Origin of the sequence: Tardiphaga sp. 619_E2_N8_4 (assembly GCF_051810905.1) — a bacterium.
GTDB classification, from domain to species: Bacteria; Pseudomonadota; Alphaproteobacteria; order Rhizobiales; family Xanthobacteraceae; genus Tardiphaga; species Tardiphaga robiniae.
Genome location: NZ_JBPWQJ010000001.1, coordinates 5942425 through 5963007 on the forward strand (window position 1 = coordinate 5942425; position 20583 = coordinate 5963007).

Genomic DNA, 20583 nt, shown 5'->3' on the forward strand with positions numbered 1-20583 from the left:
CTGGCGTCTGGTAAAAGCCGCAGAAACGCGTGCAAGCCCTTGTTTTGACATGTTGGCAGGGAATTTAGGGCTCGGCTTCGGACAAGCCCTCCATGCGACACAACAAGAACATTGCACTGGCGTTCCGCGCCGCGCGCGATGCGTGGCCGCGGCATCAGCGATGAGCAAGTCGCTGGCAAATTGAGGATTTTTGCGTTGAGAGGATACCGTTCATGAATCCGGCCGATGTGGCGCAGTCAGCCCTGCCGCTGGCTTCATCCGACGTTTCGCTGATCGCGCTGTTCCTGCAGGCCCACTGGATCGTGAAAGCGGTCATGCTGGGACTGCTGGGCTGTTCGGTGTGGGTCTGGGCGATCGCGATCGACAAGATGTTCCTGTATGCGCGCACACGCCGCGCCATGGACCGGTTCGAGCAGGCCTTCTGGTCCGGCGAGTCCATCGAGGATCTGTACCGCGCGCTGTCCGCCAAGCCGACGCAGTCGATGGCGGCGTGTTTCGTCGCGGCGATGCGCGAGTGGAAGCGGTCTTTCGAAAGCCAGGCGCGCTCCTTCACCGGCTTGCAGATGCGCATCGACAAGGTGATGAACGTCTCCATCGCCCGCGAGGTCGAGCGCCTCGAGCGCCGCCTTCTGGTGCTGGCGACCGTCGGTTCGGCCGGCCCCTTCGTCGGCCTGTTCGGCACCGTCTGGGGCATCATGTCGAGCTTCCAGGCGATTGCCGCCTCGAAGAACACGTCGCTCGCCGTGGTCGCACCTGGTATCGCCGAAGCGCTGTTTGCCACGGCCATCGGCCTTATCGCCGCCATCCCGGCGACTATTTTCTACAACAAATTCACGTCAGAAGTGAACAAACAGGCCCAGCGCCTGGAGGGGTTTGCCGACGAGTTTTCAGCGATCCTGTCGCGCCAGATCGACGAGCGCGTCTGATGGATGACGAATTGAACCTTGAAGTGAGCACCCTGTCATGGGGATGAATATGGGCTCGGGCGGTGGTAGCGGAGGTCGGCGCGGGCGCCGGCGTGCTGCCGTCATGGCCGAGATCAACGTCACCCCGATGGTCGACGTCATGCTCGTGTTGATGATCATCTTCATGGTGTCGGCGCCGCTGATGACCTCGACCATCGATATCGACCTGCCGATCGCAAGCGGCGGCAAGTCGGTGTCAGCAAATACGCCGCCGCTCACCGTATCGGTGAAGCGTACCGGCGGCGGCTGCAATTCGGCTGTCGAAACCTATGTTGGCGATGCTCTGGTACCGGCAAGCGAACTCTCCGCCAAGATCACGGCCATCCGGGCCACGCGGTCGGAGACGGACAATACCGTGTTTCTGCGCGGCGACCGCGACGTCTGCTACACGGACATGATGAAATTGCTCGGCACAGTGCGGGCGGCCGGGTTCAAGGCCAATATCGTGATCCTGCCGGAGCAGGGGACTTAAGATCGTGGAGCAACAACCGGAGACGAGCAGGATTGGAGAGCTGATCGCGAGAGTCGACAAGACACTCGTCGCATCGGTGATCCTCCATGTGTTCGTGATCGGGTGGGGCCTCTTCACGTTCTCTTCCAGGGCATTGGAAGTGATGCCGGAGGATTCCGTCGGGGTCGACATCAGCGTCGAAAGCCAGTCCATGGTCGGTCAAAAGACCGGCAAGAAGGAAAATCCGAAGCCGAAGGTGGAGAAGGTCGCCGAGGCCAAGCCGCCGGTCGAGGATACCGTCGGCAAGATCGACGACAAGAAGCCGCCGGTGATCACCGAGACGGCGCCGAAGGAACAGCCGAAGACTGACGAGAAAGCGGCGGCCGAAGCGGCGAAGGCGGAGGCTGCGGCAAAAGCCGAGGCTGCAGCGAAAGCCGCGGCCGATGTCAAGGCAAAGGCAGAAGCCAAAGCGGCGGCGGTTGCCGACGCCAAGGCAGAGGCTGAAGCGAAGGCCGAGGCTGACGCCAAGGCGCAGGCAGAAGCCAAGGCGAAGGCCGAAGCGCAAGCCAAGGCTAAAGCAGAAGCCAAAGCGAAGGCTGAGGCCAAAGCCAAGGCTGATGCCGAAGCGAAAGCCAAGGCCGAAGCACAGGCCAAGGCAGCAGAGGCCAAGAAGGCCGAGCGCGTGTTCGATCAGTCAAAGATCGCGGCGCTGATCGACAAGCGCGATCCGACCCGGAATTCGGTGACGGGGTCCGACCTCAATCCGAACGAGGCTCTGGGTTTGGCGAAAGGCAGTGCGAGCAACAACGTCGCCACTTGGGGCGCAATGTTCAAGTCGCAGGTCGAGCGCTGCTGGAAGAAGCCCTATGGCGGCATCGAAGCGCAGATGACCGAGTCGATTTTCAGCGTCAAGCTGAAGCGTGACGGGTCGTTGGAAACGACGCCGGTTGCCATCAGCAATCCAACGACGCCGTATTTCCGCGTCTATCAGGAGAGCGCGCTGCGTGCGATTATCGAATGTGCGCCGTATAAACTGCCTACGGCGTTTTTTGACGAATGGAAGTTTTTCGAACCCGTTTTCACCGAACGACGGTCATGAGCACGTCACTCCTGGTGACGATCACGAATACCGAGCAAAGCCCGCAATAATGACCGACAAGAATGGATTGCCCCCGATGTTGTTTCGCCCGAGCCGCCGACAGATCATCACAGGAATGGCGGCGACAGGTCTGCTGATGGGCACCAGTGCGCGAACCGCCTTCGGGCAGGCGCGCGTGCAGATCACGGAAGGCAATGTCGCGCCGCTGCCGATCGCGATCCCGAACTTCTCCGCCGGCACCGGTGCGGATAACGAAGTCAGCGTCGGCGTCTCCCAGGTCATCACCAACAATCTGAAGCGCAGCGGCCTGTTCGCGCCGATCGATCCGGCCGCCTTCGTCGAGAAGGCCATCAATATCGACGCGCCGCCGAACTTCGTGAACTGGAAGACCGTCAATGCGCAGGCGCTGGTCACTGGCCGCATGACCCGACAGGGCGATGGTCGCCTGAAGGCCGAATTCCGGCTGTGGGACGTCGCCACCGGTCAGCAATTGGCTGGCCAGCAATATTTCACCTCGCCGGAATACTGGCGTCGTATCGCCCACATCATTTCCGACCAAATCTATGAGCGCCTGACCGGCGAGAAGGGCTATTTCGATAGCCGCGTGGTCTTTGTCGACGAGACGGGCTCCAAGGAGCGCCGCGTCAAGCGACTGGCCCTGATGGATCAGGACGGCGCCAATGTGCGTTACCTGACGCGCGGGGCGGATCTGGTGCTGACGCCGCGGTTCTCGCCGTCCACGCAAGAGATCACCTATATGGAATTCGGTCAGGGTGATCCCAAGGTCTATCTCTTCAATATCGAGACAGGCCAGCGCGAGGTTGTCGGCAACTTCCCGGGCATGTCGTTCTCGCCGCGTTTCTCGCCGGATGGCCAGCGCGTCATCATGAGCCTGCAGCAGGGCGGCAATTCCAACCTCTTCGTCATGGACCTGCGGTCGAAGTCCACGACGCGGCTCACCGATACGCCGGCGATCGATACCTCGCCGTCCTATTCGCCGGACGGGGCACGGATCTGTTTCGAATCCGATCGCGGCGGCAAACCGCAGATCTATACGATGGCGGCAACCGGCGGCGGTGCCCAGCGCATCTCGTTCGGCGAAGGCAGCTATTCGACCCCGGTCTGGTCGCCGCGCGGCGACTATATCGCCTTTACCAAGCAGGGTGGTGGTCAGTTCTCGATCGGCATCATGAAGCCCGATGGCTCCGGCGAACGGCTGCTGACGTCCGGCTATCATAATGAGGGTCCCACCTTCGCGCCCAATGGCCGCGTGATCATGTTCTTCCGCGATACGGGCGGGGGCCCGTCCCTGTTTACGGTCGACGTTTCGGGTCGTAACGAACTCAAGGTCCCGACGCCCGGCTTCGCGTCCGACCCGGCCTGGTCGCCGTTGCTATCGTAAACAAACGATTGGCGGCGACCGGCGGATTACCGGCTATTCCCGGCAAACTTTGCCCACCGCGCTGAAATCACGAGCAGATTTGCTGTTTATGCGAATGCGTAAACAGTTCGCTAACGATGTTCCCTCAGAAAGACTTCATCAGGACCCGGTACCAATGTGCGCCTGAACAGGACGCATTTACGCCCGATGCAGCTCGCCGACCACAACCGGACGAACAGCAAATCGATGTCGCCGTCGATCTACACGGCGCTCGTCGATTCCTTGTTCGAAAACCCGATTCCGATGCTGGCCGGTGCGGTCTGCGCCGGGACCGGCGCAGTCATGACTGCGGTGAAGACCGGCAACCCTTTGCTGTGGCCATGCGCCGCCCTGATCATCGTCATTGGCGCTTTGCGGGCCCTTCAGCTTAGCCGCTATGAAAAGCGCGAGACCGCGCTGACGCCTGACGAGGCGATCCGCTGGGAATTCAATTACATGGTTGGCGGCTCGCTCTATGCAGCCGCGTTGGGCCTGTGGTGTTGGGTCGTTTTGCTCGGCAGCGATGATCCGGTCGCGCATATGCTGGGTACGGCAGTGACCGTCGCCTATATCGCGGCCGGCGCCGGCCGAACCTATGGCCGTCCGAAGATCGCGCAGTTGCAGGTGCTGCTGGCGTGCGGTCCGATGGCGCTGGCGCTGATTATCCACGGTGACTTCTACTATATCGGCTTTGCGTTTCTGAACGTCCTGTTCTTTGTCGGCCTGCGCCGGATCACGCTTCGTCTGCATGACGTCTACGTCAAAGCGCTGCTGGCCACCGAGCGGGTCGGCTCCATCGCCGGCCAGTTCGATACGGCGCTGAACAATATGCCCAACGGCCTGTGCATGTTCGGCGCCGATGGTCGGTTGGCGGTGCTCAACAATCGCTTTACCGCGATGATGGAGATTTCAGAGGATCTCGTGCAGCGCGGCGTGACTGCTCGCGAAGTCGTCTCGCTCTGCGTCAATGCAGGGACAGTGTCATCGGCCAGCGCGATGACCATCATCACCGAGATTGAAAGCTCGAAGGCAGCCGAAATCACGACCCTTGATCATGCCCACGAGAGTGAACGTGCATTGTCGTGGAAGTTTCAGCCGATGGTCGGCGGCGGCACGGTCGTTCTGCTTGAAGATATTACCGAGCGCCGCAATTCCGAAGCGCGTATCAGCCACATGGCGCGTTTCGACGAATTGACGGGGCTGCCGAACCGGGTCAGTTTCCGGAACGAAATCGGCCGCATGCTGAAGAGCTCGGACCAATCCACGCTGTCGGCCCTGCTGTTCGTCGATCTCGATCAGTTCAAGCAGGTCAACGATACGCTTGGTCATCCATGCGGCGATCAGCTGTTGTGCATGGTCGCCGATCGGCTGCGCGAAATGTTGCGCGCGGATGACTTCGTGGCTCGTTTTGGCGGTGACGAATTTGTCGTGTTCCAACGTGCCATCAAGACAAATCATGATGCAGCCGATCTGGCGCGTCGCATCGTCGAACGGCTCAGTGAGCGCTACGAGGTCGACAATCATCAGGTCGAGATCGGCGCCAGCGTCGGCATCGCCTTGACGGAACCCGATGTCAGCGCTGACAACCTTTTGAAGAACGCCGATATGGCGTTGTATCGTGCGAAGGCCTCAGGCCGTGGCACCTTCTGCTTCTTCCGCGACGAGATGGCCCAGACGGTCGAGGCGCGCCGCGTGCTCGAACTGGATCTGCGCCAGGCGCTCGCCAATGAAGAATTCGAGATTTACTACCAGCCGCTGGTCAATCTGAAGTCGGGACGCATCTCGACCTGCGAAGCGCTGCTGCGCTGGAATCATCCTGTCCGCGGCACTGTTTCGCCGGTCGATATCATTCCCGTCGCAGAAGACATGGGCCTGATCGTCGATCTTGGCCGCTGGATTTTGCGCAAGGCCTGTATCGAATGCATGAAGTGGCCGGACGCGGTCAGCGTCGCCGTCAACTTCTCGTCGCAGCAGTTTCATCAGCGCGATGTGTTGAGCGAGGTACGCTACGCCCTCGATGTGTCCGGGCTGCCGGCGCGTCGTCTCGAGATCGAGATCACCGAATCGTCGCTGCTGCGTAATACGCAGTGGACCCACGATGCCCTCGCGCAGCTTCACGCAGCAGGTTGTCGGATTTCGCTCGACGATTTCGGTACCGGCTATTCGAGCCTGAGCTATCTGCACAATTTCCCGCTGCAGAAGGTGAAGATCGATCGCTCATTCCTCGAAGGGATCGATACGGACCGTCCGTTGACGCTGCTGCGCGGCGTTGCGCGCCTCAGTGCCGATCTGGGAATGACGGTTGTCGTCGAAGGCATCGAGACCAACGAGCAACTCGAGCTGATCAGTGCCGACGGCACGATCAGCGAGGCGCAGGGCTATCTGTTCAGCCGCCCGGTGCCTGCGACCCGGATCAGGCAGCTCCTGGACGCATCCCACGGACGTCGCGTGATCGAGCCCGGCGCCAATGTCGAGGCCACGCGCGCACCGGCCTGACCAGCCGCGGGCCACACTCTCGAATTTCCATTTCCATTCGTTTCGCGCGCCGAATAGGCCAAAAGGGTTAACCACATTGTGGCAGAACCTTTGACAACTTTTAAGAAAGCTTTAACCTTTCCTTACTCGCGTAGTCATGGCGTTGGTGCGTAGGAGACGGAATGATGGCTTCGGCCGATCAAGCGACTGAAGCTTCGAAGCGCAGCGATATTCTCGACCGGGTTGACTACCGTCTTGCCGAAACCGAAGCTGAGAAAGAGGCGATCTATAGCCTGCGCTATAGAGCCTATCTCCATGAGGGGGCCATCGAGCCTCGGGCGGATCGCCGTCTCGCCGACCGTTTCGATGATTTGCCGAATTCATGGACTTTCGGGATATTCGTTGATGGCGAGCTCGCCAGTTCGCTGCGCGTTAGCGTAGCGACGCCGGACAATCCGGAAACGCCTGCCGTCGATGCATTCGGAGACTTGCTGCGTCCCGAGCTGGACAAGGGGAAGATCATCGTCGACCCGAACCGCTTCGTGGCCGACCCGAACAACCGCACCAAGTTTCCTGAACTGCCCTATATGACGGTTCGGCTGGGCTATGTCGCCTGCGGCTATTTCAAAGCCGATATCGGGACGGCGACCGTGCGCGCCGAGCATCGCGCGTTCTATCGCAAGGTTTTCCTGCAGACGCCGATGTGCGAGCCGCGGCCCTATCCGACGCTGACCAAGCCGCTATGCCTGATGGCGGCCGACTACGCCGCGGTGCGCGAACGCATTTTCATGCGCTACCCGCATTTCCGCTCCAGTCTCTTCGAGCAGCGGGCTCTGTTCGAGCGCAAGAGCGAGCCCCTGGCGCCGGATCTTCATTCATCCGAGTTCCATATCGCCCAGGCCGCGATGTTGCCCCGCACCTGAGGGTGAGGGGGCGACGGTCCCATCGCTGGCCATTGCTGACTATCCCAGCAGTTCCGCCGCAGGATTCTGCCTAAAACCAGCTGCTTTCTCAGAACCTTCACCGTCGCGCCACATTTGCCAACCATTAACCACGTCGTTGCTTTTTCGCGGCCTGTGGCTTTTGATCGGTTTTGGCAACACCTCATCAAGGTTGACGGAACGTTCGCTTAACCAACGCCCTGTAGACCGAATGACAGTTGGGTAAAGCGTGAGCGTGGAGGCTCCGGGAATGAAGCATCAGATGCGTATCCTCCAGGGATTAAAACTGGCTGCAGTGCTGGCCGTGGCGCTGTCGATGGGCGCCTGCGCCAACAAGAATGGTTTGGGTGCCGATGGCGCGATGGCCAATGCCGCCACGCCGGGCAGCCAGCAGGACTTCGTCGTCAATGTCGGCGATCGCGTGTTCTTCGAGAGCGATCAGACCGAACTGTCGCCGCAGGCGATCGCGACCCTGGACAAGCAGGCGCAGTGGCTGCAGCAGTACAACCGCTATTCCTTCACCATCGAAGGTCATGCGGACGAGCGCGGCACCCGCGAATACAACATTGCGCTCGGCGCCCGCCGTGCCCAGTCGGTTCGCACCTTCCTGGCGTCGCGCGGGATCGATGCCAGCCGGATGCGCACCATCTCCTACGGCAAGGAACGTCCGGTCGCGGTGTGTAACGACATCTCGTGCTGGTCGCAGAACCGCCGTGCGGTCACCGTGCTGAACGCCGGCGCGTAAGCGACGTCTGATATCAAACAAAACGGCGTCTGCCCCCGGGGCAGGCGCCGTTTTTGTTTTCAACGGGCGCCTTTGTCGCTGTCGAAAGTCACATTTTTGGCGTAGTGAAATCCTCATCGTGATGCGCGCCAATGGGGCGCGAAACCGGTCATTTTCAGGCTCAAATGTCATCCAGATCTCATTCGCTCGCCGGCGCTGCACTCGTCTCCATGCTGCTCGTCACGGCTTCGCCGGTTTGGGCGCAGTTGTTCGGTCAACCGGCTCCCCGTCAGCAGGGCTACGGCCAGCAGTCGGGCGACGACGATGCCGATCAGGGCTTGCAGATCGAGCGGTTGCAGAACCAACTGCGGCAGCTCACCGGCCAGAACGAGGAGTTGCAGTTCCGTAACCGCCAGCTCGAAGATCAGCTTCGGCAGCTGCAGGCCGGCGGCGCCCCGGCCGGTGCGCCTCCCGGTGCTGCCGGCGGCCGGCCCAATATCGCTGCCGCCCCGGTGCAGCAGGCGCCGCAGCCCGGTTACAATCAGCAACAGCCGCAGATCGCGGCACCTGCACCAATTGCTCAGGATCCCGCGCCAGCTCCTCGCGCTGGCCGTCGTAACGATGCGTTCGATCCCAATGCGAACCCCAATGCGCCGGGCGTGCCGCGCGCGCTGGGTGGCGGGCAGCAGCCGATGCCGGCAAACGCACCGGTCGGTGCACAGGGCGGTCGTGGGGCCGGCGAGCCGCTCCCGCTGGGCAATGCCGCCCAGGGCGGAGCTGCGCCAGCACTGACGACCTTGCCGCCGGGCGCGACCTCGAAGGACGAGTTCGATCTCGGCATCGGCTATATGCAGCGTCGTGATTACGCGCTGGCTGAAGAGACCATGCGCAACTTCGCCCAGAAATATCCTGGCGATCCAATGATTGCGGATTCGCAGTATTGGCTCGGCGAGAGCTTCTTCCAGCGCCAGAAATATCGCGATGCCGCCGAGACATTCCTGGGCGTGACCACGAAATACGACACCTCCGCCAAGGCGCCCGATGCGTTGCTGCGGCTTGGCCAGTCGCTGGCCGCGCTGAAGGAAAAGGAAGCGGCCTGTGCCGCCTTCGGTGAAGTGACACGGAAATATCCCCGCGCCTCGGCCGGCGTGAAACAGGGCGTGGACCGCGAGCAAAAACGCGTTAAGTGCTAGGTGATCGACTCGGACAATCAGCCGGGTCGCAACCGGTTCTGATGCGCATGTCCGACGACGACCAGTCGCCGATTTCGGCCCAGATGGCGAAACAGCTATTCGCTGACTGGGCGTCCGCGCCAGCATTGGTCCTTGCCGTGTCCGGCGGTCCTGATTCCGTCGCCCTGATGTGGCTCGCCGCGCGTTGGCGACGTCCGCTCAAGCGCGGCCCCGACCTTATTGCGGTGACCATCGACCATGGTTTGCGGCCTGAAGCCGCCCGCGAGGCCCGCGACGTGAAGCGGCTCGCGGCATCTCTCGATATTCCTCACCGCACTCTCCGCTGGACTGGCGCCAAGCCGAAAACTGGACTGCCTGCCGCGGCCCGCGAAGCGCGCTATCTGCTGCTCGCCAAGGCCGCGCGTAGTGCCGGCGCCTCCCATGTGCTCACGGCGCACACTCGTGACGACCAGGCTGAGACCCTCCTCATGCGGATGGCGCGCGGCAGCGGCATTGCCGGCCTCGCGGGCATGGCGCGGCTGACCGAGCGTGACGGTATCCAGCTCGCGCGTCCCTTTTTGCACATCGCGAAGGCGCAACTTGTTGCCACACTGACCAAAGCGAAAATCGACTTCGCGACCGATCCCAGTAACTCCGATCCAAGCTACACCCGCCCGCGGCTGCGGGCTCTGATGCCGGCCCTGGCGTCCGAGGGCTTCGATTCGCGTAACCTCGGCCGGCTGGCAACGCGGCTGCGGCGTGCCGACGCGGCGCTGGAACTGATGGTCGACGGGGCAGAGCGGTTTCTGGCGCTGCACAGCCCGGGCAAGATGCCTGAAGCCATCGATGCGGGAGCATTTGCGGGGCTGGCTGAGGAAATTCGCGTTCGATTGTTGCTGCGGATGATCGATCAGGTCGGGCACGAAGGGCCGGCCGAGCTCGGCAAGGTCGAAACGCTTGTATTCGCCATCGTTCAGGCCACGCGATCGGGCGGGAAAGGTACTCTGCTGAAGCAGACGCTCGCCGGTGCCATGATCACGCTGACGCAGGACCGCCTGAGAATCGTTCCGGCGCCGCCCAGGCGTCGCCGCGCCGATTGAGTGCAAAGAGCTACCTGTGGCCCCACAGTACCTTAACCACCGTGGGAAAACCCTGTCAGCACTGCCATTATTTGAACCGGAAATGCGCGTAGATGCGTTAAATAGTCCATCCCAGTTCCCTTGGCAGCGCCCTCGGTCGCACCTAGATTGTATCCGACCGACCCAGGGTGAACCCTTGTGGCGACCCACAAGGGAATAAGGCCGCGATTTCGCGCGGCGACGAAGGAAGATCGATGAACGCGAACCTGCGCAATTTTGCCCTCTGGGTCATTATCGTTTTGTTGCTGCTGGCGCTGTTCACGCTTTTCCAGAATCCTGGTCAGCGCACCGCCTCGCAGGACATTTCGTTCTCGCAGCTCCTCACCGAAGTTGATCAAAATCACGTCCGCGATGTCGTAATCCAGGGTCCCGAGATTCACGGCACCTTCACCAACGGCTCCAGCTTCCAGACCTATGCCCCGAGCGACCCGACCCTGATCAAGCGTCTGTATGACGCCAAGGTCTCGATCACCGCGAAGGCTCCGGGCGACAACGTGCCGTGGTTCGTGTCGCTGCTCGTCTCATGGCTGCCGTTCATCGCGCTGATCGGCGTGTGGATCTTCCTGTCGCGCCAGATGCAGGGCGGCGCCGGCAAGGCGATGGGCTTCGGAAAGTCGCGCGCCAAGATGCTGACGGAAGCGCATGGCCGCGTGACGTTCGAAGACGTCGCCGGCGTCGACGAAGCCAAGCAGGATCTGCAGGAAATCGTCGAATTCCTGCGCGACCCCGGCAAGTATCAGCGCCTCGGCGGACGTATCCCGCGCGGCGTGCTGCTGGTTGGCCCTCCCGGCACCGGTAAGACGCTGATCGCGCGTGCGGTCGCGGGCGAAGCCAATGTGCCGTTCTTCACCATTTCGGGTTCGGACTTCGTCGAAATGTTCGTCGGCGTCGGCGCATCCCGTGTGCGTGACATGTTCGAGCAGGCCAAGAAGAATGCGCCCTGCATCATCTTCATCGACGAAATCGACGCCGTCGGTCGTCATCGTGGCGCCGGTCTCGGCGGCGGCAATGACGAGCGCGAACAGACCCTCAACCAGTTGCTGGTCGAGATGGACGGCTTCGAGGCCAATGAAGGCGTGATCCTGATCGCCGCCACCAACCGTCCTGACGTGCTGGATCCCGCGCTGTTGCGTCCGGGCCGTTTCGACCGTCAGGTCGTGGTACCGAATCCGGACGTCGTCGGTCGCGAGCAGATCCTCAAGGTCCATGTCCGCAAGGTGCCGCTGGCCCCGGATATCAACCTCAAGACCATTGCCCGCGGCACGCCCGGTTTCTCCGGCGCGGACCTGATGAACCTCGTCAACGAGGCCGCACTGACTGCCGCGCGCCGTAACAAGCGCATGGTGACGCAGAGCGAGTTCGAAGAGGCCAAGGATAAGGTGATGATGGGCGCCGAGCGCAAGTCGCTGGTGATGTCCGAGGAAGAGAAGATGCTGACGGCCTATCACGAGGGCGGCCACGCCATCGTCGGCCTCAACGTCGTCGCCACCGACCCGATCCACAAGGCGACTATCATTCCGCGCGGCCGTGCGCTCGGCATGGTCATGCAGCTGCCGGAACGCGACAAGATGTCGATGTCCCTGGAGCAGATGACCTCGCGCCTCGCCATCATGATGGGTGGCCGCGTTGCTGAAGAATTGATCTTCGGCCGCAACAAGGTCACCTCGGGTGCGTCCTCCGATATCGAGCAGGCCACGCGGCTGGCTCGCATGATGGTGACGCGCTGGGGCCTGTCGGAAGAACTCGGTACGGTGTCGTATGGCGAGAACAACGATGAAGTCTTCCTCGGCATGCAGATGAACCGCACCCAGGCGGTCTCGGAATCCACGGCGCAGAAGATCGACTCCGAAGTGAAGCGTCTGGTCGCCGAAGGCTATGACGAAGCCACCAAGATCCTCACCGAGAAGCGCGATGACCTCGAAACGCTGGCCAAGGGCTTGCTCGAATTCGAAACCCTCTCGGGCGACGAGATCACGGATTTGCTGAACGGCAAGAAGCCGAACCGCGAGTCGGTGCTGGAGCCGTCGGGTCCGCGCACTTCGGCTGTGCCGCCCGCTGGCAAGCCGCGCCCGCGTCCGGACGGTGGCCTGGAGCCGCAGCCGCAGGCGTAAAGTCGTCACACGTAAACATGCAAAACGCGGCCGAAAGGCCGCGTTTTTTGTTATCTGTAGCTCGAATGGAGCGAGGCCCGATGCGGGGACCACGTCCCACTTAAACCTTCCTCAAACTTCCATCGGCACTGTCGCCCGGCGCCCTTGATGCGCATTGGGGACCCTATGCCAGCGCCGCTCACCATGACTTCGACACCCGAGCGTGGCCCTATTCCGCCGGCGCTGCTGATCGTCTGCACGATCCTGACGATGCTGCATCTCGCCTTCTTCCCGACCTTCTACGGTCGCGGCTGGATCTATGAAGACGGCCTCGGCTCGCCCACCGATTTCGTCAATGTGTGGTCTGCCGGGCGATTGGTGCTCGATGGTCATCCGGCTTGGGCTTATGACTGGGACATCCAGAAAAAGGTCCAGATTGCGGTTCTCGGTCAGAGCTATCCCGGCAATTTCGCCTGGCACTATCCGCCGCCGTTCCTGTTCATCGCGGCACTGCTCGCAAAGCTGCCTTATGCTGTAGCTTTTGCCGGCTGGGCTGCGGTCAGCTTAGTGCCGTATCTGGCGGCGATGCGTGCGATCGTCGGTCGTCCCTTCGGCCTTTTATTGGCTGCGGCTTTTCCGGTGGTGATGACCAACGGCCTTGTCGGGCAGAATGGATTTCTGACCGCGGCGCTGATCGGCGGCATGCTGGTGCTGCTGCCGACGCGGCCGATCCTGTCGGGAATCTGTCTGGGTCTGCTCAGCTACAAGCCGCAATATGGTTTCCTGTTTCCGCTGATGCTGATCGCAGCGTCGCAATGGAAGGCGTTTGTCAGCGCAGGCATCACTACCGTGCTGCTGGCCGCGGTGTCGTGGCTCGCTTTCGGCACCGAGAGCTGGCAGGCATTTATTCACTGGATGCCGATGTTCTCGCAGGCCTTCCTCACCGAAGGCCGAGCGCCATGGGGCAAGATGCAGAGCATCTTTGCACTGGTGCGCTATTTCGACGGCAGCGAGCCGCTGGCCTGGATGTTCCAGTGGATCATGATTGGTGCCGTCGTAGCGGTGCTGGTGCCGTTGTGGCGCAGCAGCGTGCGCTATGAACTGAAAGCCGCTGCGCTGGCAGTCGGCGCCTTGCTCACGACGCCCTACCTTTTCCTGTACGACGTGATGGTGCTTGCGATTTCTATCGGCTTCATCGCCCGTATAGGTCTCGCGGAAGGCTTTCGCCGTCACGAACTGCCGGTGCTCGGTCTCGCTGCTGCGCTGCTGATCGCCTATCCGTTCCTCGGCGCTCCCACAGGCTTTGGCGCAACGCTGCTGGTGGCAGCGTTGATCGCCATGCGCGTGCGGGAGTCTATTCGCTCCACGCCGAGTTCAGGATGATGCTGCAGAAATTCCCGCGCTTGTAGGTGGGGTCGCGGAGGTCGAGCACGTCAGCCTTGACGTTGCCGAAGGTCGTGTCCGGCTTGTGGATCGTTCCCGCAGCGAACGCATCGATGATCCCGTTCTTGAAGTCATGGCCGCGCGGATGGCAGGCACAGACCTCATGGCGCTGATGTTCGGTGAAGGCGTCGTACTCCAGACCCAAGACGTCCATCTCAACACCAGCCGTGACGAGCGCCACCACGGGCCGCTTGTGCTTGGGAATGCCCGGTGTCGTGTGAAGCGCGATGGCGTCCCAGACATCGTCGATGTCGCGCTCATCGATCCTGTGGCTGCGCAGAAATTCTGCGGCAGCATTTGCGCCATCGACTTCGAAACGTTCATCCTTGCTCGCATAGGGCGCCTGCAGGCCCATGTCGTGAAACATCGCGCCGACATAAAGTAACTCGGAATCGACCTTGAGACCCTTGCGCTGCCCGGCGAGCGCGCCGAACAGGAAAACGCGATTGGAGTGATGATACAGAAGATCGCTTTCGGTATCGCGCACCAATTGATCGACCTGGCCGGCGAGGGCGCTGTCGGGGACTTTGATGCCGGCAATCGTTTTGCTCATGGGATGCTCCTTGCAGGGTTGTTGTGATGCGCCCGTTGTCGCCGGCGGGCAGTGTCCTCACAATCGCGCCGCGCCCTGCAAAGCTGCCATTCGTCCGTGATTTCCTGCCGGAAGGCGACTATCTGTTCCGTAACGCCTGGGTTCGCTGCCATCGATGGAATGAAGCATCACCATGAAGACTGTTGCTCTTGCGATATTCCCCGGCGTCCAGTCGCTGGACGTAGCCGGTCCGCTTGATGTGTTCATGGAGGCCAATGGCTTCGTCGCGCCGGGCGACGGCTACGACATCACACTTGTCGCTGCAGACTGCGCGCCGCTGCGTGCATCGAACGGTCTGCGGATATCTGCCGATCTGGCGTTCAGTGATGCGAACAAACCCTGGGATCTGGTTCTGGTGGCCGGCGGGCCTGGCCTGCCGACGGCAGAGGCTGACCCGCAGCTTACAGAGTGGCTGGCCAATGCGGCGCTCGAGGCGGGGCGCTACGGTTCGGTGTGCACCGGGGCATTTGCGCTTGGTCATGCCGGCCTGCTTGACGACAAGACTGTGACGACGCACTGGCAGAATGCGCCGCTATTGGCGTTGCGTTTCCCCAAAGCGCATGTGGAGTTCGATCGCATCTATAGTCGTGACGGCGCGCTGGTGACGTCGGCCGGCGTCACCGCAGGCATCGATCTGGGTCTTGCCCTGGTCCAGGAAGATCATGGCGCGGATGTCGCGCTGGCCGTAGCCAAGCGTCTGGTTGTGGTGGCGCAGCGCCAGGGTGGCCAGTCGCAATTCAGTCCCTATCTGGTACCGCCGGCCGAGCCGCATTCTCCGATCGCGCGGGTCCACGCGCATGTGATGGCCCATCTGCGTGACGCGCACAGCGTGGATGAACTGGCCGAGGTTGCGGGCATGAGTGCGCGCACCTTTGCGCGGGTATTCAAGCAGGAAACAAAGATGACGCCGGCGGATTTTGTCGAAGGCGCCCGGATCGACACGGCGCGTAACCGTCTCGAAGGCAGCGATCTGCCGCTCAAGGTGGTGGCTTATGAATCCGGTTTCACCACCGCCGAACATATGCGTCAGGTTTTCGTGCGACGGCTGGGTCTGACGCCCAGCCAGTATCGGGCCAGCTTTCGAGCGGTTTGATTCTGCTCAGGCGAGTTGCAGCGAAGAAATCGGATCGCTCGCAGGAAAGCTGTCCATCAGCGCTTCGTTCAGCATCTCGTCGAGGCGGCGCCGGGCGATCTGCTCCGTCGTCTCGAACGCCGTGAGCGCGCCTGCGTGCTCCACGAAATCGTTGAAGTTGATCCTTTCAGTGGTCGTCATCAGGTCGCGCATCGCACCCTCCATCGGTTGATCACGATGTTCTGCGCTTCGCGGTGCTCGGCGGCAACGAATCGCATCGTGCAGAAACCGCCAACGACCCCGCGGTTTCCGCCACGCAAGCGGTTGTCCACTGAACCAACAGCCCTACCGAATTTGTTGCGTTCGGCGCCAATGCTCGCTTGACACTTCACCGCGGGTCACACCAAATGTAGACGTCACGGTCCGCCCTGTCGCAAGACTTGGTGGCTAAGAGGGAAGCCGGTAAAGACGCTGTTTTGCGTCATATTCCGGCGCTGCCCCCGCAACTGTAAGCAGTGAGTCTGTTTCGATTGAAGTCACTGATGCGCAAGCATCGGGAAGGCTGAAACAGACATTGACCTGCGAGCCAGGAGACCTGCCGCGACACCAGAACGTCCATGGGCGGGGTGTCCCAGCGGTCGCTTGCAGGCAATGCCGGCGGATCTCCGCCGTGTATTTTGCAGCGTCCTTTCGGCCCCAGCCCCCATTGCTTGATGCATCACACGGGGTCTTGCCGATGCCTACTTCATCTTCTGTTTTGTCTAACGGACGCGATGCGGCTCATGCGCCGCTGATTCAACTCTCGCCGGAAACGCTCGCTGCGCCTGCGCGCGAACCGTCGATGCAGATCATCCGACGCAACGGCACGGTGTCGCCGTTCGATGCGGGCAAGATTTCCGTGGCCATGACCAAGGCTTTCCTCGCGGTCGAGGGCCACACGGCAGCGGCCTCGCGCCGCGTCCATGAGGCGGTGGAACAACTGACCGGCGAAGTCGTGGCCGCACTGACGCGCCGCGTCGGCGAAGGCCGCACCTTCCATATCGAGGACGTCCAGGATCAGGTCGAGCTGGCGCTGATGCGCAGCGAGCACCACAAGGTGGCCCGTGCCTATGTGCTGTACCGCGAGGAGCGCGCTCGCACTCGCGCCGAAGAACTGGCCGCCAGGCCGGCGCTCGTCTCCACCGCACCGGTGCTGCATGTCACGCTCACCAACGGCACCCGCGCCCCGCTCGATTCGGCGCGTCTCGCGCTGATCGTCAACGAGGCCTGCGCCGGCCTTGATGGCGTCGATGCCGCCCCGGTGCTGGAGGAAACCCGCCGCAATCTCTATGACGGCATCACGCTGGATGAGTTGGCACTGGCCGGCATCATGGCCGCGCGCACGCTGGTGGAGCAGGAGCCGAACTACACCTTTGTCAGCGCCCGCCTGCTGCTCGACAAACTGCGCACCGAAGTCCTGTCCTTTGTGCACGGCTCTCCGACCAACGCGTCGCAGGCCGACATGACCACGCGCTACGCCGAATATTTCGGCGCCTATATCAAGACCGGCATTGCGGCCGAGCTGCTCGATCCCGAACTCGCGCGCTTCGATCTCAAGCGCATAGCCGCCGCGCTAAAGCCGGAAGGGGACCTTCAGTTCCAGTTCCTGGGATTGCAGACGCTCTATGACCGCTACTTCCTGCATGTGCAGGGCAATCGCATCGAACTGCCGCAGGCCTTCTTCATGCGCGTTGCCATGGGCCTCGCGCTGCGCGAGATCGACCGCGAAGCCCGCGCCATCGAATTCTACAACCTGCTGTCGTCGTTCGACTTCATGGCCTCGACGCCGACGTTGTTCAATTCGGGTACGCAGCGGCCGCAGCTGTCGTCCTGCTTCCTCACCACGGTGGCGGACGATCTCGACGGCATCTTCAAGTCGGTGAAGGACAACGCACTGCTGGCGAAATATTCCGGCGGTCTCGGCAATGACTGGACGCGCGTGCGCGGTCTCGGCGCGCATATCAAGGGTACCAATGGCGAGAGCCAGGGCGTGGTGCCATTCCTCAAGGTCGCCAACGATACGGCCATCGCCGTCAATCAGGGCGGCAAGCGCAAGGGCGCGGTCTGCGCCTATCTCGAGACCTGGCACATCGACATCGAAGAATTCCTCGATCTCCGCAAGAACACCGGAGACGACCGCCGCCGCACGCACGATATGAACACCGCCAACTGGGTGCCAGACCTGTTCATGCAGCGCGTCGAGGCCGATGGCGAATGGACGCTGTTCTCGCCCGACGAAACGCCGGAGCTGCACGACCTCTATGGCAAGCCGTTTGCCGAGCGCTATGCGGCCTATGAGGAGAAGGCTGCGCGCGGCGAGATCCGCGTGTTCAAGAAGGTGCGCGCAACTGACTTGTGGCGCCGCATGCTGACCATGGTGTTCGAGACCGGCCATCCCTGGATCACCTTCAAGGATCCCTGCAACCTGCGCTCGCCGCAGCAGCATGCCGGCGTCATCCACTCGTCGAATCTCTGCACGGAAATCACGCTGAATACGTCGGACGACGAAGTCGCCGTCTGCAATCTCGGATCGGTCAACCTGCTCAATCATATCGGCAAGGATGGTCTCGACCACGCGCAGCTCAAGCGTACCGTGACCACGGCGATGCGGATGCTCGACAATGTCATCGACATCAATTTCTACACCATCCCGGAAGCGCGCCGCTCGAACCTCAAGCATCGTCCGGTCGGTCTCGGTCTGATGGGCTTCCAGGATGCACTGCAGGCGCAGGGCATCGCGATGGCGTCGGATGCGGCCGTGGCCTTTGCCGACACCAGCATGGAGGCGATTGCCTTCCATTCGATCTCGGCATCGGTGGATCTTGCCGCCGAGCGCGGCCGCTATCCGTCCTTCGACGGATCGCTGTGGAGCCGTGGCATCCTGCCGATCGACTCCATCGAGATCCTTGCGGCGGCGCGCGGTGGCGTGCAGATGGACCGCTCCACGACGCTCGACTGGAGCAGTCTGCGTGACCGTGTGAGGACGACGGGCATGCGCAATTCCAACGTGATGGCGATCGCGCCGACGGCGACGATTTCCAACATTTGCGGCGTCGCGCAGTCGATCGAGCCGGCCTATCAGAACCTCTATGTGAAATCGAACATGTCGGGCGATTTCACGGTGGTGAACGCCTTCCTTGTGCGCGATCTGAAAAAGAGGGGCCTGTGGGACGAGGTGATGGTCTCCGACCTCAAATATTTCGACGGCAGCGTCGGATCGATCGATCGCGTGCCCGACGATCTCAAGGCGCTGTATGCGACTTCATTCGAGATCGACAGCGCATGGTTGATCGAGGCGGCGTCGCGCCGGCAGAAGTGGATCGATCAGGCGCAGTCGCTCAATCTCTACATCGCCAATCCATCCGGCAAGAAGCTCGATCAGCTTTACCGTCTGGCCTGGACGCTGGGATTGAAGACGACCTACTACCTGCGCTCGCGCAGCGCGACGCATGTGGAGAAGTCGACGCTGAAGGGCACCGACGGGAAGCTCAACGCGGTGTCGGCAACAGGCGCAGCAGCGAAGACAGCAGGTGCGCCGATCCTCGTTCAGTCTTCCGTCACGGCGCCGGAGCTGAATGTCGCGATGGCATGCTCGATCGACAACCCCGAATGCGAGGCGTGCCAGTAAGGGTGCGCCAAACACACTGACCTCATCCTGAGGAGCGGCCTCTTGGCCGCGTCTCGAAGGATGGCCCCACGCTCGTGGTTCGAGACGCCCGCTGAAGAAGCGGGCTCCTCACCATGAGGGCCGAACAAATACGCAAGGAACACCCCATGCTCGACTGGTCCGATACCTCATCCGCTCCCAAGACCCCCGCCTTCATCCCGATCCCGCAATCTCCCACCGACGCCACCGGCCTTGGCACCATCGACCGCTCCGGCGGCCGTGTCTCGGTGGACGAAAAGCGGATGATCAACTGCCGCGCCGACGTCAATCAGCTGCTGCCGCTGAAATACAAATGGGCGTGGGAAAAGTATCTCGCCGGCTGCAACAATCACTGGATGCCGACCGAAGTCTCCATGCAGGCTGACATCGCGCTGTGGAAGTCGCGCGATGGCCTCACCGAAGACGAACGCCGCGCGATCAAGCGAAATCTCGGCTTCTTCGCCGCGTCGGAGTCGCTCGTCGCCAACAATATCGTGCTGGCAATCTATCGCCATCTGACCAATCCGGAATGCCGGCAGTATCTGCTGCGGCAGTCGTTCGAGGAGGCGGTGCATACGCACACCTTCCAGTACATCGTCGAGAGCCTCGGCCTCGACGAGGGCGAGCTGTTCAACATGTATCGCGAGGTGCCGTCGATCACCGAGAAGGCCGCCTGGGCGCTCAAGCACACCCAGCATCTCGACGATCCCGACTTCAAGACCGGCACGCCGGAGACCGACCAGGCCTTCATGCGCGATCTCGTGGCGTTCTATGTGATCTTCGAAGGCATGTGGTTTTATACGGGCTTTGCGCAGATCCTGTCGCTCGGCCGCCGCAACAAGATGGTCGGGATCGCCGAACAATATCAATACATCCTGCGCGATGAATCGATCCACCTGAATTTCGGCATCGACGTCATCAACCAGATCAAGATCGAGAATCCGCACCTCTGGACCAAAGCGTTCCAGGAGGAAATCCGCGACATGATCCGCACGGCCGCTGAGCTCGAGGCGGCCTATGGGCGAGACACCATGCCGCGCGGCTTCCTCGGACTGAATGCGGCGCTGTGCGAAACCTATATGCACTTCATCGCCAACCGTCGCTGCGCCCAGATAGGCCTCGCGCCGGTGTTCAACGAGACGGAAAATCCGTTCCCGTGGATGTCGGAAGCCATGGATCTGAAGAAGGAGAAAAACTTCTTCGAGACCCGGGTGATCGAATACCAGAATGGCGGCGCGCTGAACTGGGAGTAGTCTTTGGTCTCATATCCGCCGCTGCATGGCGCATATGAATCCGCATCGCTTGACCTGATCGC

16 protein-coding genes and 1 riboswitch are annotated in these 20583 nt (G+C 61.7%); of the genes, 14 read left to right on the forward strand and 2 right to left on the reverse strand.

What is annotated here, in order from left to right; translation table 11 throughout:
* Window positions 1-212: 212 nt before the first annotated feature.
* The 11 genes from tolQ to AB8A23_RS28270 all read left to right on the forward strand — a co-directional run bounded on the left by tolQ (window position 213) and on the right by AB8A23_RS28270 (window position 13859).
* Entirely contained in the window at window positions 213-926 is a 714-nt protein-coding gene (gene tolQ / locus AB8A23_RS28220) for a protein TolQ (protein ID WP_089261977.1), read from the forward strand.
* Between the two features lie 37 nt (window positions 927-963).
* The gene (locus AB8A23_RS28225; protein WP_439057253.1) at window positions 964-1437 is read left to right on the forward strand and encodes a biopolymer transporter ExbD; all 474 of its coding nucleotides are present in this window, start codon (window positions 964-966) and stop codon (window positions 1435-1437) included.
* Between the two features lie 4 nt (window positions 1438-1441).
* Window positions 1442-2515: a cell envelope integrity protein TolA gene (gene tolA / locus AB8A23_RS28230; RefSeq protein ID WP_439066035.1), complete on the forward strand. Its 1074-nt coding sequence runs from the start codon at window positions 1442-1444 to the stop codon at window positions 2513-2515.
* A 76-nt stretch (window positions 2516-2591) separates the two neighbouring features.
* Window positions 2592-3917, forward strand: a complete 1326-nt coding sequence (tolB, locus tag AB8A23_RS28235) for a Tol-Pal system beta propeller repeat protein TolB (RefSeq protein WP_093760005.1) — start codon at window positions 2592-2594, stop codon at window positions 3915-3917.
* A 186-nt stretch (window positions 3918-4103) separates the two neighbouring features.
* Window positions 4104-6431 carry a putative bifunctional diguanylate cyclase/phosphodiesterase gene (locus AB8A23_RS28240; protein ID WP_089261975.1) on the forward strand — a complete coding sequence of 776 codons (2328 nt, stop codon included), beginning with the start codon at window positions 4104-4106 and terminating at the stop codon, window positions 6429-6431.
* A 161-nt stretch (window positions 6432-6592) separates the two neighbouring features.
* Entirely contained in the window at window positions 6593-7333 is a 741-nt protein-coding gene (locus AB8A23_RS28245; protein ID WP_439057254.1) for an N-acyl amino acid synthase FeeM domain-containing protein, read from the forward strand.
* A gap of 268 nt (window positions 7334-7601) precedes the next feature.
* Window positions 7602-8096 (forward strand): peptidoglycan-associated lipoprotein Pal, encoded by a 495-nt coding sequence (gene pal / locus AB8A23_RS28250; protein WP_068733555.1) that lies wholly within the window; start codon window positions 7602-7604, stop codon window positions 8094-8096.
* Window positions 8097-8260: 164 nt separating this feature from the next.
* Window positions 8261-9268, forward strand: a complete 1008-nt coding sequence (ybgF, locus tag AB8A23_RS28255; RefSeq protein WP_439057255.1) for a tol-pal system protein YbgF — start codon at window positions 8261-8263, stop codon at window positions 9266-9268.
* A 47-nt stretch (window positions 9269-9315) separates the two neighbouring features.
* Window positions 9316-10347: a tRNA lysidine(34) synthetase TilS gene (gene tilS, locus AB8A23_RS28260; protein ID WP_439057256.1), complete on the forward strand. Its 1032-nt coding sequence runs from the start codon at window positions 9316-9318 to the stop codon at window positions 10345-10347.
* 233 nt (window positions 10348-10580) lie between these two features.
* A complete protein-coding gene (ftsH, locus tag AB8A23_RS28265) occupies window positions 10581-12497 on the forward strand; it encodes an ATP-dependent zinc metalloprotease FtsH (protein WP_093759402.1) in 1917 nt (638 codons plus the stop codon).
* A gap of 165 nt (window positions 12498-12662) precedes the next feature.
* Window positions 12663-13859 carry a glycosyltransferase family 87 protein gene (locus tag AB8A23_RS28270; protein ID WP_439057257.1) on the forward strand — a complete coding sequence of 399 codons (1197 nt, stop codon included), beginning with the start codon at window positions 12663-12665 and terminating at the stop codon, window positions 13857-13859.
* On the opposite strand, the gene AB8A23_RS28275 is transcribed toward AB8A23_RS28270, so the two are convergent.
* Window positions 13831-14472: an HD domain-containing protein gene (locus AB8A23_RS28275; RefSeq protein ID WP_439057258.1), complete on the reverse strand. Its 642-nt coding sequence runs from the start codon at window positions 14470-14472 to the stop codon at window positions 13831-13833. The genes AB8A23_RS28270 and AB8A23_RS28275 overlap by 29 nt on opposite strands.
* A gap of 166 nt (window positions 14473-14638) precedes the next feature.
* Here AB8A23_RS28275 and AB8A23_RS28280 point away from each other — a divergent pair, with 166 nt between their 5' ends.
* Complete coding sequence (locus tag AB8A23_RS28280) at window positions 14639-15604, forward strand: GlxA family transcriptional regulator (protein ID WP_439060426.1); 966 nt, start codon at window positions 14639-14641, stop codon at window positions 15602-15604.
* A 6-nt stretch (window positions 15605-15610) separates the two neighbouring features.
* Here the strand turns inward: AB8A23_RS28280 and AB8A23_RS28285 are convergent, their stop codons facing one another.
* Window positions 15611-15796, reverse strand: coding sequence for a hypothetical protein (locus tag AB8A23_RS28285; RefSeq protein WP_175366381.1), 186 nt, complete (start codon window positions 15794-15796; stop codon window positions 15611-15613).
* A 189-nt stretch (window positions 15797-15985) separates the two neighbouring features.
* Window positions 15986-16200, forward strand: a riboswitch (cobalamin riboswitch).
* 119 nt (window positions 16201-16319) lie between these two features.
* Here AB8A23_RS28285 and AB8A23_RS28290 point away from each other — a divergent pair.
* Both AB8A23_RS28290 and AB8A23_RS28295 read left to right on the forward strand, forming a co-directional pair.
* Entirely contained in the window at window positions 16320-19250 is a 2931-nt protein-coding gene (locus tag AB8A23_RS28290) for a ribonucleoside-diphosphate reductase subunit alpha (protein ID WP_439057259.1), read from the forward strand.
* 146 nt (window positions 19251-19396) lie between these two features.
* Complete coding sequence (locus AB8A23_RS28295) at window positions 19397-20521, forward strand: ribonucleotide-diphosphate reductase subunit beta (protein WP_439057260.1); 1125 nt, start codon at window positions 19397-19399, stop codon at window positions 20519-20521.
* The last annotated feature ends 62 nt before the right edge of the window (window positions 20522-20583 follow it).

Coding starts and splice junctions, on each gene's coding strand:
- tolQ (WP_089261977.1), top strand. CDS start 213: ATGAATCCGGCCGATGTGGCGCAGTCAGCCCTGCCGCTGGCTTCATCC.
- AB8A23_RS28225 (WP_439057253.1), top strand. CDS start 964: ATGGGGATGAATATGGGCTCGGGCGGTGGTAGCGGAGGTCGGCGCGGG.
- tolB (WP_093760005.1), top strand. CDS start 2,592: ATGTTGTTTCGCCCGAGCCGCCGACAGATCATCACAGGAATGGCGGCG.
- AB8A23_RS28240 (WP_089261975.1), top strand. CDS start 4,104: ATGCAGCTCGCCGACCACAACCGGACGAACAGCAAATCGATGTCGCCG.
- AB8A23_RS28245 (WP_439057254.1), top strand. CDS start 6,593: ATGATGGCTTCGGCCGATCAAGCGACTGAAGCTTCGAAGCGCAGCGAT.
- pal (WP_068733555.1), top strand. CDS start 7,602: ATGAAGCATCAGATGCGTATCCTCCAGGGATTAAAACTGGCTGCAGTG.
- ybgF (WP_439057255.1), top strand. CDS start 8,261: ATGTCATCCAGATCTCATTCGCTCGCCGGCGCTGCACTCGTCTCCATG.
- tilS (WP_439057256.1), top strand. CDS start 9,316: ATGTCCGACGACGACCAGTCGCCGATTTCGGCCCAGATGGCGAAACAG.
- ftsH (WP_093759402.1), top strand. CDS start 10,581: ATGAACGCGAACCTGCGCAATTTTGCCCTCTGGGTCATTATCGTTTTG.
- AB8A23_RS28270 (WP_439057257.1), top strand. CDS start 12,663: ATGCCAGCGCCGCTCACCATGACTTCGACACCCGAGCGTGGCCCTATT.
- AB8A23_RS28275 (WP_439057258.1), bottom strand. CDS start 14,472: ATGAGCAAAACGATTGCCGGCATCAAAGTCCCCGACAGCGCCCTCGCC.
- AB8A23_RS28285 (WP_175366381.1), bottom strand. CDS start 15,796: ATGCGCGACCTGATGACGACCACTGAAAGGATCAACTTCAACGATTTC.
- AB8A23_RS28290 (WP_439057259.1), top strand. CDS start 16,320: ATGCCTACTTCATCTTCTGTTTTGTCTAACGGACGCGATGCGGCTCAT.
- AB8A23_RS28295 (WP_439057260.1), top strand. CDS start 19,397: ATGCTCGACTGGTCCGATACCTCATCCGCTCCCAAGACCCCCGCCTTC.